This is a genomic window from Peterkaempfera griseoplana (genome assembly GCF_001418575.1).
GTDB classification, from domain to species: domain Bacteria; phylum Actinomycetota; class Actinomycetes; order Streptomycetales; family Streptomycetaceae; genus Peterkaempfera; species Peterkaempfera griseoplana.
The window spans coordinates 1-12,919 of sequence record NZ_LIQR01000021.1; the positions used below are offsets into that span (position 1 = coordinate 1).

Sequence of the window (12,919 nt, forward strand, 5' to 3'; positions counted from 1 at the left end):
GAAGTGTATAAGAGACAGGGGATGGGGATTGAGAGCGACAAGCTGGTCTACGACTACCTCGGGCGGGTGGCCGACCTGGCGCAGAGCTCGCTGCCCGCGGCCGACCGGGCGCGGCTGATCGCCGGGTTGCGCGCCGACATCGACAGCCGCCGGGCGACGGGCAAGGACACCCCGGCCGCCGTACGGAAGGTGCTGGACCGGTTGGGGCCGCCCGACCAGGTGGTGGAGCGGGCCGCCCGGCAGGGCCCGCCCGCCGTGCAGGGCCCGGCGGTGCCTGCTCCCGCCGCGGTTCCGGACCCGGCTCCGCCGCCGGGGGCCGGGCCCTCCGTGCCGTCGGGGCCCTCCGTGCCGTCGCCGGGCACGCCGCCCGCGTCCGCGGGGCCGTCCGGAGGCGCGGTGCCTCCTGCGAGGGACGCCGAGTGGTGGCGGGTACCAGGTGCGGCCGCCGCCGCGGTGCCGGAGGCGGAGGAGGGCCCGGTGCAGCCGGCCCATCTGCCCACGGCCGAGGACTTCCCCGGGTGGGACGGGGTCGAGATCCGCTTCGAGGCGGAGCAGCGGCCCGCGGCGGCCGCCGCCCCCGCCGAGGTGCCGGAGCCGGAGCCGCCGCTGCCGGCGCCCGCGGAGAAGCGCCGCCGCCGGCGGCTCGCCCCCGCGGTGCGCTCCCCGGCGCGCGGGAGGCCACCGCTGCTGGAGTCGGCGGCGGGGGTGCTGCTGCTGGCCGGTGCGGTGACCGGGCAGCTGGTGGTGATGCTGCTGGGGTGGCTGGTCGCCTATGCCTCGCGGCGGATGAGCCTGCCGGCCCGGCGGTTCGCGGTGTTCGGCGTTCCGGCGCTGGCGGTGCTGGGCGGTGCGGTGTGGCTGTGGGGACGGAGCAGCGGGCGCTGGGGCGGGCCGCCGCCCACCGATGCGCAGTTCAGGGCGGCGCTGACCTCGCTGGTGCCGGTGGTGCTGCGGTCCGCCGCCGCGGGCTCGGCCGTCTTCCTGGGCTGGCGCGCCCTGCGCGGCCGCGGGCCCGGGGCCTGACCCGCCGTCCCCTCACGGTGCCCCGGCGGCAGGGCCGGGACACCGTGAGGAGGCGCTGCGCCGGGCGGGGTCAGGGGCGGCGGGCCGTGACGTAGCGGACCGCGGTGCGCCGGGTGAGGGAGCCGCCGGCGGCCAGGGGCCGGATGACGTCGTACGCGGCTTCGCGCGCCTCGTCCAGGCGGTCGGACGGGATGGACTCCAGCAGTCCCCGGTGGCCGTCGGAGCGCACCGAGGACCACCAGCCGTCCAGGTCGGCGTACCGCACCGTGACGACCTCCTCCACGGTGCGGATCCCGGTGAAGCCGGCCTTGGCGAGAGCCGTTTCGGGGGCGTCCGTCAGGGAGTTGAGGCCGAGGGGGCCGTCCTCGGCGTAGTCGCGCAGCGTCCGGGCGGCCTGCCGCCACTCGGGCTGGACGTCGGGGCCGAAGACGGTGAGACCGAAACGGCCGCCGGGGACCAGCACCCGATGGGCCTGGGCCAGCGCCGCGTCGGGGTCGGGGGTGATCATCAGCGCCAGCGAGGAGAGGACCGCCTCGAAGGACTGGTCGGGGAAGCCCAGGTCCTCGGCGTCGTCCACCCGCACCGAGACATTGCGCAGTCTGGCGCCGGCGGCCTGGTGGGCGGTGCGGTGCACCATGGCGGGCGAGAGGTCCACCCCGGCGACATAGCCGTCGGGTCCGACGGCCGCCAGGGCGGCGAAGAGCACGGCGCCTCGTCCGCAGCCCAGGTCCAGGACGCGGTCGCCGGGGCGGAGGCCGGCCAGGTCCACCAGCCGGTCGCCCACGGGGTTGAAGAAGTCGCCGTTGGCCTCGTCGTAGCTGTCCGAGGCGAGGTCGAAGGAACGGGTGATCCGGGCCTTGCGCCGCTGGGCGGGCGCCTGCTCTCGAATGCTCGGCATCCTGCCATGGTGGAGGGGTGTGGCACAGGTCACAAGAGTCCCGGCAGCGGCTGTCGGAAGGCGGCCCGGCAACGGCCGGTGGGCGACCGTCCGGCGGCCGCGGGGCGGCGGAACGGTGACCGTACGGTGTCCGGCTGCGATCGGCGGTCCCCCGGGCGGGCCGGGCCCACCCGCTGCGGGGGACGCGGGCGGATCCGGCGCGAACCGGGGACTTAGGGTGGTGGCCATGGCTGATCTGGCGTCCGGCGCCCCGCTGACCGTGGGCTTCGATCTCGACATGACCCTTCTCGACACCCGGCCCGGCATCAAGGCCACCTATGACGCCATCGCGGCCGAGACGGGGGTGTGGATCGACAGCGCACTGGCCGTCACGCGGCTGGGGCCGCCGCTGGAGGTGGAACTCGCCCACTGGTTCCCCGAGGAGCGCATCCCGGAGGTCGCCGACCGCTACCGGGCGATGTACCCGGCCACGGCCGTCCCGGCCTGCCTGCCGCTGCCGGGCGCCAGGGAGGCGGTCGAGGCGGTGCGCGCCCGCGGCGGCCGGGCCGTGGTGGTGACCGGCAAGCACGGCCCCAACGCCAGGCTGCACCTGGACCATGTCGCCATCGAGGTCGACGCGCTGGCCGGCTCGGTCTGGGCGCAGCAGAAGGGCGTCGTGCTGCGGGCCGAGGGCGCCTCGGTGTACGTGGGCGACCATCTCGGCGACATCACCGGCGCCCGGGCCGCCGATGCGCTGGCGGTCGCGGTGGCGACCGGGCCGTTCGGCGCGGAGGCGCTGCGCGAGGCGGGTGCCGACGTCGTCCTGGACGACCTCACGGCCTTCCCCGAGTGGCTGGAGGCACACCTCATGGGCGAGCCCTCCCGGGCCCGCTGACCCGGACCCGCTGACCACCGCGCGGCACGCACGCCGCAGGGGCGCGGGGCGACCGTACGGGGCGCCTCCCGTCCCGGCGGGAGGGCCCGCCGTGCGGTCCGCCCGCGCGCGGGGGCGTGCGGCGGTCAGCCCGCGGTGTGGTGCCGCTGGGCGCGGGCGGCGCGCAGCAGCCCCAGCAGGGCCACCAGGAAACCGGCCGGCATCAGCATGGAGAGCCAGTAGGCGGCGGTCGGCAGCCTGGTGAGGTCCAGGAAGAGGGGGATGAAGGTGGCGACGGTGGCCACGGCGCCGACGGCGAAGACGACGGCGCCCGCTCGGACGAGTGCGTCGCCTGGTTTGCGGGTTTCGGTGCTCACCCCACCAGGGTATGCACGTCACGCACGGGGTCGATCCGCACCCCGGCGTCCGGACCGGGGGGTGCGTCCCATGACCAGCTTGCCGCTGTCACCGTCCGGGCGTGCCCTGAGCGCCGGGCGTGCCCCGAGCGGCAGAGCCGGCGGGCGCCCGCCCGAGGCGCCGCCCGTTAACCTTGCGACTGCCTGCTAGCTCCGCGCAGGCCCCGTCGCACCGCGCCCCGGCCGCATGCCGGGAGCGCCATCCACCATCCAGCGGTCGTCGGCCCCACCCGACAATCACTCACACCCAGGACGAGGTCTTCCGTGCCTACCGGCAAGGTCAAGTGGTTCAACAGCGAGAAGGGCTTCGGCTTCCTCTCCCGCGACGACGGCGGCGACGTCTTCGTGCACTCCAAGGCGCTGCCCGACGGCGTGACCACGCTCAAGCCGGGACAGCGGGTGGAGTTCGGTGTGGTGGCCGGGCACCGCGGTGACCAGGCGCTGTCGGTGGCCCTGCTGGACACCCCGCCGTCGGTGGCCGCCGCGCAGCGCCGCAGGCCCGACGAGATGGCCCCCATCGTGCAGGACCTGATCTCCACCCTGGACGCGGTGCTGCCCGGGCTGCAGCACGGCCGCTACCCCAGCAAGCCGGGCGGCCAGCAACTGGCCACCCTGCTGCGTGCGGTGGCCGACCAGTTCGACGTCTGACGGACGCCGTACCGCCTTCCCGGGCGCCGGCTCAGCCCGGGAAGGCCAGCGCGTCGGGTGCCACGGCCGGCACCAGGCCCTCGGCGGCCGCCCGGGTGAGCAGTCCCCGTACGGCGGCGTGGCCGCTCTCGCCCAGGTCGGCGGTGAACTCGTTGACGTACAGGCCGATGTGCTGCTCGGCGACGGCCGGGTCCATCTCCTGGGAGTGTGCCAGGACGTAGCCGCGGGAGGCGGCCGGGTCGTCCCAGGCCATCCGCACCGAGGTGCGCAGCGACTCGGCGAGGCCCAGCAGCCGCTCCCGGCCGAGGGAGCGGCGGGCGACGATCGCGCCCAGCGGGATCGGCAGGCCGGTGTCGGCCTCCCAGGCCTCGCCCATGTCGGCGAGGCAGCGCAGTCCGTACTGCCCGTAGGTGAAGCGGGCCTCGTGGATCACCAGACCGGCGTCGACCCGGCCGTCCCGCACCGCGGGCATGATCTCGTGGAAGGGCAGCACCCGGATCTCGCCCAGCCCCCCGGGGACGGCCTTGGCCGCCCACAGCCGGAAGAGCAGATAGGCGGTGGAGCGCTCGCTGGGCACCGCCACCACCTTGCCGGCCAGCTCCGCCGGGTCCGCCGGCGCGTCCGGGCCGGTCAGCACCAGCGGCCCGCAGCCGCGGCCCAGCGCACCGCCGCACGGCAGCAGGACGTACTCGTCGAGCACCCAGGGCAGCGCCGCGTAGGAGATCTTGAGCACATCGAGTTCGCCGCGCTCGGCCAGGCCGTTGGTGATGTCGATGTCGGCGAAGGTGACCTCCGGCGCCGTCGCGCCGGGCACCAGGCCGTGCGCCCAGGCGTGGAAGACGAAGGTGTCGTTGGGGCACGGCGAGTAGGCGACGGTGAGCCGCTCGGTGAGCCGGGGGTGCTCCACCTCGGCGGGCGCTGACTCGGACATGCTCAACCACTCTCCTTCGCGGCGGTCTCGATCAGTTCCCGGTGCGGCAGGACGGCGAACGCCTGCTCCAGGGCCGTCAGCGCCTCACCGATCCGCCAGGCGGCGCGGTCCCGCGGCCCCACCGGGTTGGAGACGGTGCGCAGTTCCAGCACCGGCAGCCCGAACCGGGCGGCCGCCTCGGCCACCCCGAAGCCCTCCATCGCCTCGGCCGCAGCGCCCGGGTGCCGCGCCGCCAACTCGGCGGCGCGGGCCGCGGTGCCGGTGACCGTGGAGACGGTGAGCACCGGCCCGGTGGCGGTGGCGATCCCGGCGGCGCGCAGCGCCCCGGCGGCCAGCCCCACGGCGCCGGGCGGCGGGGTGTGCCGTACGGTGCCGAAGCCCAGCTCGGTGACGTCGCTGAAGCCGTCCGGTGTGACCGCCCCCAGGTCGGCGGCCAGGACGGCATCGGCGACGACGGTGCAGCCGACCGGGGCGGCCGGGGCGAAGCCGCCGGCGATGCCGGCCGAGCAGACCAGCTGGAAGGGGCCCGCGAGAGCGAGGGCGGCCGCGGTGCCCGCGGCGGCCGCCGCGGGTCCGACCCCGGCGGCCAGCACCACGGCCTCGACACGGCCGAGCCGTACGGCCCGGTGGCCGGCCGCGCCGTCCGTCCCGCCGTCCCCGCATACGCCGCCCGCCGCCCGCAGTCCCGCGGTCACCCGGTCGGCCTCGGCCGCGACGGCCGTGACGACCAGCAGCCGGGCCGTCGGGCCCGGCTGCCGGTCGCCGTGCGGCGTCGTGCTCATCGCGTGGGGGAGGCTCAGACGTCGGTGTTCTTGAGGGTGAAGTACCAGACGCCGTAGATGTCCTGGCTCTTGGTGTCGGCCTCGACCGCGGTGACCAGCGTCTCCGGGGCGGACTTCAGCACGCTGGTGGCGGGCACCAGGCCGGAGAAGGTGCTGTTGCGGCGGGCGGTCGCCAGCGTGGCCTGTCCCTGCGAGCCGCCGTCGGTGAAGGCGAACCAGCCCTTCTTGGCGATCCCGGGGTCGACACCGATGCCCACCCGGTCGCTGCCGCTCAGCTCCAGCACCGGAAGCTTGCCGTCCTTTTGCAGCTTGGCGGCCTTGGCCTGGCAGCTCTGCTGGGCGGCGGCGTCCAGGGGCTTGCCGTTGTTCCAGCAGATCGGCTCGGAGTGGATCGAGTTGGTTCCGGCGACCAGGGTGACCAGGCGGTTGACCGGCTTGGGCTGGTTGGAGGCGTGCGCGACGGAGAAACCCACCGTGCCGGCGCCGATCACGACGACGGCGCCGAGTGCGGCGATGGCGCGGCTGTTGAGGCTCATGGGACTGAGGCTACCGGTCTTCCCCCGTCACGCTACGCGGGGGTGCGGTGTGCCGCCGCGATCACGCCCCAGGAGGCTCCACACGGTGAACGCCAGGGTCACGGCCATGATCCCCGCCGCGACGCCAAGTCCCAGCGTCCCGTTGAGCGGAAGCACGATGCCGAGGCCGCCGCCGGCCACCCAGCACAGCTGCATCAGGGTTTCCGAACGGGCGAACGCCGAGGTGCGCACCTGCTCCGGCACGTCCCGCTGGATCAGCGCGTCCAGGGCCAGCTTGCCCAGCGACTGGGCGATCCCGGCCGACAGGGCCACCAGAGTGACCGTCAGCGCCCCGTACCAGAGCGATCCGCAGACGGTCGCGGCCAGCGCCAGCGACACCATCGCGGTCACCGTGAGCTCCGGCCCCCGGGTGCGCAGCCAGGAGCCCAGCACCGACCCCAGCGCATTGCCCACCCCGGCCGCGGCGGCCACCAGGCCCAGGGCCGCCGCCCGGTTGAGGCCGCCCACCGAGTCCGCCCGCAGCAGGAACGCCAGGAACATGGTGAGAAAGCCGGACAGGCCGCGCATCGCCGCGACGGCCCGCAGCGCCAGCAGCACGGAGGGGCCGACCGAGCGCAGCGGGCGCTCCCGCAGCCGGCCCTGCCGGGGAGCGGCGTCGTCGCTGACCAGCAGCGCCCGCTGCTCCCCCTTGGCGGAGTCCACCGTGTGGGGCAGTGCGAAGGCCAGCAGCGTCCCGGCGACGAAGACCAGGAACGCGCCGCGCAGCGGCCATCCCGGCCCCAGCAGGTGCAGCAGCCAGCCCACCGGCGCGGCCACCCCGGTGGCGATCAGCCCGGCCAGGGTGACCCGGGAGTTGGCCTTCACCAGGGTCACCTGATGCGGCAGCAGCCGCGGCACCACCACGCTGCGGACCACGCCGTACGCCTTGGAGGCGACCAGCACGCACAACGCCTCGGGATAGAGGGCGAGACCGCCGCCGGAGATCACCCCGGCCATGGTCCAGGCGAGCACCGCCCGGGCCAGCATCGACATCGCCATCGCGGCCCGGCGGCCGTGCGGCAGCCGGTCCAGCAGCGGGCCGATCACCGGCGCCAGCAGGGCGAAGGGAGCCATGGTGATCAGCAGGTAGAGGGCGACCCGGCCGCGGGCCTCACCGGTGGGCACCGAGAAGAAGATGGTGGAGGCCAGCGCGATCGTTATCAGCATGTCGCCGAACGAGTTCACCGCGTGCAGCTCGATCAGCTTGGCCAGCCCCGACTCGCCCGCGCCCTCCGCCGAGGTCGCCCGCCGGATCCGGCGGCCGGTGCCGTTCACCACCCGGCCGGTGGACCGGGCGAACCAGGAGGCGCCGCTGTGCGCCGCCCTCCGGGCCCGCCGGGCGGCCCCTGCGGGCGGGTCCGGGGCGGCACCGTCCCCGGACGGGTCCGGCCCCTCCGGCAGGGGCTCCGGGGCAGCCGGGGGCGGCCCGGCCGGTCCGTGCCGCCCCGAGGGCGGCGACCCGGGTTCCCGCGGATCGTCCACAGCGTGCTGCGACGAGACTTCGTCGGCCACGTCGGCCATCCTGCCCGACATGCCGGGCCTGCACGCCGGTTGACGCCCCCGCAAACCGGTGTCGTGCATCCGGGCTGTCGCCGGGGCACGACCGGCCGGTAGCGTGCCCTTCGCACTCCATCGCGGCGGCCGACGCCGCAGAAGGGTGCGGGCGGGGGTACGGGTGACCGGATCGTCCCGCAGAATAGGAGTCGAGGCCGCCGCCGCCCCGGCCGGGCGCCATGTCGCCCGGCGTCCCGCATGCGGGTCAGCGGCGGACCGGAGATCGGATTGGGAGAGAATCGATTCTCGTGAGTGCTGCGATGCGAAGCCGTACCCCTGACCGGATCTGTGCCGAGGCCGTCGAGATCGCCAGGGCCGCCGCGGTGGACGCGGCCGGTGCGGACGCGGTCGGCGAGTACATCGGCGCCGAGGCCGACGGGGACCGCGTCGTCACGCACTCCTTCGTCTGCCGGGAGCCCGCCTACCGCGGCTGGCGCTGGGCCGTCACCGTCGCCCGCGCCTCGCGCAGCAAGCTGGTGACCCTGGACGAGACCGTGCTGCTCCCCGGGCCGGACGCGGTGCTGGCACCGGAGTGGGTGCCGTGGAGCGAGCGTCTGCGCCCCGGCGACCTCGGCCCCGGCGACCTGCTGCCCACCGCCGCCGACGACCTGCGGCTGGAGCCCGGCTGGAGCGGCGACGACGAGGTGCCGCCGAACTCCGCCCTGGCCGACGACACCTCCGCGGCCGCCTTCGTCCCCGGCGAGGACGTCGAGGTCACCGACCGCCCGGTCGCCGAGATCCAGCCCACCCCGGCCCGCGCCGCCGTCACCGCCGTCGCCCATGAGCTGGGCCTCGGGCGGCCCCGGGTGCTGTCCCGGCTGGGCCTGCACCTGGGTGCGGAGCGCTGGGAGAGGTCCTACGGGGCCGACACCCCCATGGCGCAGGCGGCCCCGGCCTCCTGCACCACCTGCGGCTTCCTGATCCCGGTCGGCGGCTCGCTGGGCCAGGCCTTCGGCGTCTGCGGCAACGAGTTCAGCCCGGCCGACGGCCGGCTGGTCTCGCTGGGCTTCGGCTGCGGCGGCCACTCGGAGGCGGCCGTGATGCCCACGCCGCCCAAGCCGGCCGAGCCGATCCTGGACGAGCTGGCCGTCGAGCCCATGCCGCTGCACCCGGACCGCAGCGGCGGCTCCGTCGAGCCGGAGGGCCCCGCGGAGGAGCTCGGCCACTCCTGACAGCTGACGGTGGCGGAGCCCGGGCCGCCGCCGAGAAGGTCCGAGGGGCGGGGCCCGGGCCTGCCCGCAGGCGGTCAGGCCGGCTGCCACCCCGCCGGGTCCACTCCGCCCGGGACCGCCGCGGTGGGCTCGTACGGGCCGCGGGTGAGCACGAAGGAGCCGATGTCCAGATGGCTCACCGCGCCGCCGCCGTCCCGGACCACCCGCAGCACCTCGCCCGCGTAGTAGCCGTCCAGACCGGTCCAGGTGCCGTCGGCCTCCGCCCGGAACCGGGAGCCGCGGCCGGTGCCGCCCACCGGTGAGAGGTCCAGCTCCCGGTCGGCGCCCAGCCGCAGGACCAGCGCCGACGGGCCCCAGTACCAGGGGCCGGTGAGCGCCAGCAGCTCCGGATCGGCCCCGGACAGCGGCCGCCAGGGCTCCGGAAGGCGGGGCTCGCGCTCGGCGACGATCCGGATCAGGTCGGCGGCGACCGTCGCGACCGGCACCGACGAGGTCGCGTTGGCCAGCACCACGGCGGCGAGGTCGTCCTCCTCGCTCACCCACAGCGCGGCCAGGAAGCCCGGCATGGAACCGGTGTGCCCGTACAGCACCCGGCCGTCCTGCCGCCGCAGCTGCAGCCCGAGCCCGTAGGCGGTGGTCCACTGCTCGCCGTCGGGTTCGGTCGCGGGCCGGCGCATCTCGGCGAGGGTGCCGGGCGCGAGCACCCTGCCGTCGCCGCCGGACAGGAAGGCGGCCCAGCGGCAGAGGTCCGACGCGGTGGACCAGAGCTGCCCGGCCGGTGCCATCACCCCGGTGTCCTGCAACGGCTCCGGCAGCATCACATCGGCCCAGGGGTGGACCGCGAACCCGCCGGCGTGCGGCGCCCGGGGCAGCGGCGCCGTCCGGTCCAGGCCGAGCGGCTCCAGCACCTCCCGGCGCAGAACCTCGCTCCACGGCGCGCCGCGCAGCTGCCCGACCAGGGCGCCCAGCAGGGCGTACCCGGGGTTGGAGTAGTGGTGCCGGCTGCCCGCCGGATGCCGTACCGGCTGCTCACCCAGGGCATCGGCGAGCTCCGGCCGCAGGGTGCCGGGGGTCCGCTCCCACCAGGGCGGCGGGGTCTCGGAGGCCAGTCCCGAGGTGTGGGCCAGCAGCTGGGCGACCGTCAGCCGCCCGGCCGAGGTGCCGGGCAGGTGGCGCTCCAGCGGATCGGCCAGCGACAGCGTCCCCTCGTCGCGCAGCCGCATCACCTGGACCGCGGTGAAGGTCTTGGTGATGGATCCGATGCGGTACTGCACATCGTCGTCCGGGGCATGGTCGTCGATCATGCTGCGGCTGCCGAACCAGACCGGGCGCCCGCCCCGGACCACCGCGCCGACGAGCGACGGTGTGCGCCCCTCCGCCTGCCCCACGGCCAACCGGTGCAACAGGGCGCGGCGGGTGGTGTCGAGCAGTTCCTCAGCTGGACGCGTCATCCGCTTCCTCGATCCTTCGACGGGTCGGCCGGCCGGGCCGCTCGACCCTATCCCCGGCCCTGCGACGCCCGCCTCCCATTTCCGTACCGGCCCACGGCCGCAGCCGTGGGCCGCGTCCGTCACGGCGACCGGCGCCCGGGAGGCAACCGCCCCTCGAACCGCCGCCGGAGCCGCCCGTCCCGCGGCACCCCGCCGGACGCCCGGACGGGCGACCGGGGCGCGCCGCGTCCGTCCGCCGTCCGCCGGATCTGCCAGGCTCGCCCGCATGGCACCCGCCCGCCTCCGCGCACCCCGCCCGTACTGGACCGTGGCGGTGCCGATGCTGGCGATCGTCCTGCTGGTGCTCGTCTGGCACCGCCCCCTGCCGGGGCTGCTGATCGCCCTGGTGGTCGCCCTGCTGGTCGGTGCGGTACTGGCGGCGGTGCACCACGCCGAGCTGATCGCCCACCGGGTCGGTCAGCCCTTCGGGGCGCTGGTGCTGGCGGTCGCGGTGACACTCATCGAGGTGGCGCTGATCGTCACGGTGATGGCCGACGGCGGCCCGGAGGCCGCCGGGCTCGCCAGGGACACCGTCTTCGCCGCCGTCATGATCACCTGCAATGGGATCGTCGGACTCAGCCTGCTGGTGGGCGCCGTACGCCGACGGGTGGCGGTCTTCAACGCCGAGGGCACCGGCGCCTCCCTGGCCGCCGTCTGCACGGTGGCGACGCTCAGCATGGTGCTGCCCACCTTCACCACCAGCACCCCGGGGCCTCGCTTCTCCCGGGCACAGTTGATCTTCGCGGCCGTCTCGGCGCTGATCCTCTACGCGCTCTTCGTCGCCACCCAGGCCGTCCGCCACCGCAGCCACTTCCTGCCGATCACCACCGAGGGCCGGGTGGTCGAGACCGAGGAGCACGTCCATCCCCCCACCCTGGCGCAGTCCTGGACCAGCCTGGTGCTGCTCGGCATCTCGCTGGCCGGCGTGGTGGGGCTGGCCAAGTCGGTGTCCCCCGCCGTCGAGTCGGGCGTGCACACGGCGGGGCTCCCCCCGTCGGTGGTCGGCGTGGTGATCGCCCTGCTGGTGCTGCTGCCGGAGTCGCTGGCCGCCGTACGGGCCGCCCTCCGCGACCGGGTCCAGACCAGCCTCAACCTGGGCCTGGGCTCCGCCATGGCCTCCATCGGCCTGACCATCCCGGCGGTCTCGGCGGCCTCGGCCTGGCTGCCCGGACCGCTGCTGCTCGGCCTGGACGCCACCCACATCGTGCTGCTCGCCCTCACCGTCGCCGTCGGCACCCTCACCGTCATCCCCGGCCGGGCCACCCCCCTCCAGGGCGGCATCCACCTGGCGGTGCTGGCTGCGTACCTCGTGCTCGCCGTCAGCCCATGAGGCCGCACGGCCCGCCGGCCGCGCCCGGGTCGGCCCGGCGGATTGCGGTCCGGCCGCCGTACGGCGCGGCAGGTGCGCCCCTCGCGGTGCGGCCCGGTCCGGTGCGGTTCCGCGCCGTCGGGTGCGGCCCGGGACGGCTCGGTGCGGCTCGGCGCGGCGCCGTGCGGCTCGGTGCGGTCGGTGTCGGAGCATCGCCCGGAACACGCAAGAATGCCTCGGACGGAAGCGGCAAGGCGCCACGGAGCGGATAGCTGGCTCGGCGGGCGGTCACGGAAGGCGGTAGGGCCAGTGGAGCCTCGGATCATGGGCAGCGCGGCGGAGGTCCCCGGCGCGGACCCCTTCGGCACGGCCGGGCTGCGCCGCCGGGTACTGGACGCCTGGGCGGCGTCCTCCGCGCGGTTCCGCGAGGACGCCAACGCCGAGGAGGAGCTGGCCCTCGGCGGCTACCGCGACCGTCTGGTGGTCGAACTCGCCCAGAACGCCGCCGACGCCGCCGCCCGGGGAGGCGTCCCCGGCCGGTTGCGGCTGACCCTGCGGGACGGCGTCCTCGCCGCGGCCAACACCGGCGCCGCCCTGGACGCCTCCGGTGTGGAGTCCCTCTCCACCCTGCGCGCCTCCTCCAAACGCGAGGACGGCCGCACCGCCGTCGGCCGCTTCGGAGTCGGCTTCGCCGCGGTGCTGGCCGTCTGCGACGAACCCGCCGTGCTGGGCACCCCGGGCGGCGTCCGCTGGTCCCTGGCCGAGGCCCGCGACCTGGCCCGGGCCGCCGCCGAGGAGTCCGGCACCCCCGGACTGGACGAGGAACTGCGCCGCCGCGACGGCCATGTCCCCCTGCTGCGGCTGCCGCTGCCCGCCGAGGGCACCCCGCCGGAGGGCTATGACACGGTGGTGGTGCTGCCGCTGCGGGACGCCGCCGCCGAGGATCTCACCCGGCGTCTGCTCGACGAGATCGACGACGCGCTGCTGCTCACCCTGACCGGCCTCGCCGAGATCACCGTCGAGACCGACGGCGCCGTACGCACCCTCACCCGCCGCACCCTGGAGGCCACCGGCCCCGGCCCGGCCACGGTGGTGGTCACCGACAGCGCGGCCGCCGAGGACAGCCGCTGGCAGCTGACAGGCGCCAGCGGCCGGCTGGACGACGCCCTGCTGGCCGACCGGCCGACCGAGGAGCGCCGCCGTCCGTACTGGTCGGTGACCTGGGCCGTCCCGGTCGACGCCGACGACCGGCCGCAGCGTCCCCGCAC

Annotated in this window: 13 protein-coding genes; 6 read left to right on the forward strand and 7 right to left on the reverse strand. The window is 76.0% G+C overall.

Translation table 11 applies throughout. The features are described from left to right. The first annotated feature begins 21 nt into the window (after window positions 1-21). Window positions 22-1,023, forward strand: coding sequence for an HAAS signaling domain-containing protein (locus AOK09_RS01800; protein ID WP_055585302.1), 1,002 nt, complete (start codon window positions 22-24; stop codon window positions 1,021-1,023). A gap of 70 nt (window positions 1,024-1,093) precedes the next feature. Here AOK09_RS01800 and AOK09_RS01805 read toward each other — a convergent pair whose 3' ends face one another. Then, window positions 1,094-1,921 carry a class I SAM-dependent methyltransferase gene (locus AOK09_RS01805; protein ID WP_055585303.1) on the reverse strand — a complete coding sequence of 276 codons (828 nt, stop codon included), beginning with the start codon at window positions 1,919-1,921 and terminating at the stop codon, window positions 1,094-1,096. Between the two features lie 226 nt (window positions 1,922-2,147). Between AOK09_RS01805 and AOK09_RS01810 the strand changes: the two genes are divergently transcribed. Then, complete coding sequence (locus AOK09_RS01810) at window positions 2,148-2,795, forward strand: HAD family hydrolase (RefSeq protein WP_055585304.1); 648 nt, start codon at window positions 2,148-2,150, stop codon at window positions 2,793-2,795. Between the two features lie 125 nt (window positions 2,796-2,920). On the opposite strand, the gene AOK09_RS01815 is transcribed toward AOK09_RS01810, so the two are convergent. Next, window positions 2,921-3,151, reverse strand: a complete 231-nt coding sequence (locus AOK09_RS01815) for a hypothetical protein (protein WP_055585305.1) — start codon at window positions 3,149-3,151, stop codon at window positions 2,921-2,923. A gap of 303 nt (window positions 3,152-3,454) precedes the next feature. On the opposite strand from AOK09_RS01815, the gene AOK09_RS43365 reads away from it, so the two are divergent. Then, window positions 3,455-3,838: a cold-shock protein gene (locus AOK09_RS43365; protein ID WP_055585306.1), complete on the forward strand. Its 384-nt coding sequence runs from the start codon at window positions 3,455-3,457 to the stop codon at window positions 3,836-3,838. 31 nt (window positions 3,839-3,869) lie between these two features. Here the strand turns inward: AOK09_RS43365 and AOK09_RS01825 are convergent, their stop codons facing one another. Genes AOK09_RS01825 through AOK09_RS01840 form a run of 4 tightly spaced genes read right to left on the reverse strand, consistent with a single transcriptional unit; the run spans window position 3,870 to window position 7,527 of the window. Continuing rightward, window positions 3,870-4,769 carry a menaquinone biosynthesis family protein gene (locus tag AOK09_RS01825; RefSeq protein ID WP_055585307.1) on the reverse strand — a complete coding sequence of 300 codons (900 nt, stop codon included), beginning with the start codon at window positions 4,767-4,769 and terminating at the stop codon, window positions 3,870-3,872. Window positions 4,770-4,771: 2 nt separating this feature from the next. Next, window positions 4,772-5,551 carry a futalosine hydrolase gene (locus tag AOK09_RS01830; RefSeq protein WP_055585308.1) on the reverse strand — a complete coding sequence of 260 codons (780 nt, stop codon included), beginning with the start codon at window positions 5,549-5,551 and terminating at the stop codon, window positions 4,772-4,774. 14 nt (window positions 5,552-5,565) lie between these two features. Beyond that, window positions 5,566-6,087 carry a hypothetical protein gene (locus AOK09_RS01835; RefSeq protein WP_055585309.1) on the reverse strand — a complete coding sequence of 174 codons (522 nt, stop codon included), beginning with the start codon at window positions 6,085-6,087 and terminating at the stop codon, window positions 5,566-5,568. A gap of 27 nt (window positions 6,088-6,114) precedes the next feature. Beyond that, on the reverse strand, window positions 6,115-7,527 hold the full coding sequence (locus tag AOK09_RS01840) for an MFS transporter (protein WP_055585313.1): 1,413 nt from the start codon (window positions 7,525-7,527) through the stop codon (window positions 6,115-6,117). Between the two features lie 413 nt (window positions 7,528-7,940). Here AOK09_RS01840 and AOK09_RS01845 point away from each other — a divergent pair, with 413 nt between their 5' ends. Beyond that, on the forward strand, window positions 7,941-8,852 hold the full coding sequence (locus AOK09_RS01845) for a DUF3027 domain-containing protein (RefSeq protein WP_055585310.1): 912 nt from the start codon (window positions 7,941-7,943) through the stop codon (window positions 8,850-8,852). A 74-nt stretch (window positions 8,853-8,926) separates the two neighbouring features. Here the strand turns inward: AOK09_RS01845 and AOK09_RS01850 are convergent, their stop codons facing one another. Continuing rightward, window positions 8,927-10,303 carry a serine hydrolase domain-containing protein gene (locus tag AOK09_RS01850; RefSeq protein ID WP_055585311.1) on the reverse strand — a complete coding sequence of 459 codons (1,377 nt, stop codon included), beginning with the start codon at window positions 10,301-10,303 and terminating at the stop codon, window positions 8,927-8,929. 265 nt (window positions 10,304-10,568) lie between these two features. On the opposite strand from AOK09_RS01850, the gene AOK09_RS01855 reads away from it, so the two are divergent. Both AOK09_RS01855 and AOK09_RS01860 read left to right on the forward strand, forming a co-directional pair. Then, a complete protein-coding gene (locus AOK09_RS01855; RefSeq protein ID WP_055585312.1) occupies window positions 10,569-11,672 on the forward strand; it encodes a calcium:proton antiporter in 1,104 nt (367 codons plus the stop codon). Between the two features lie 303 nt (window positions 11,673-11,975). Then, on the forward strand, window positions 11,976-12,919 hold a 944-nt coding region (locus tag AOK09_RS01860), incomplete at its 3' end, for a sacsin N-terminal ATP-binding-like domain-containing protein (protein ID WP_407675319.1).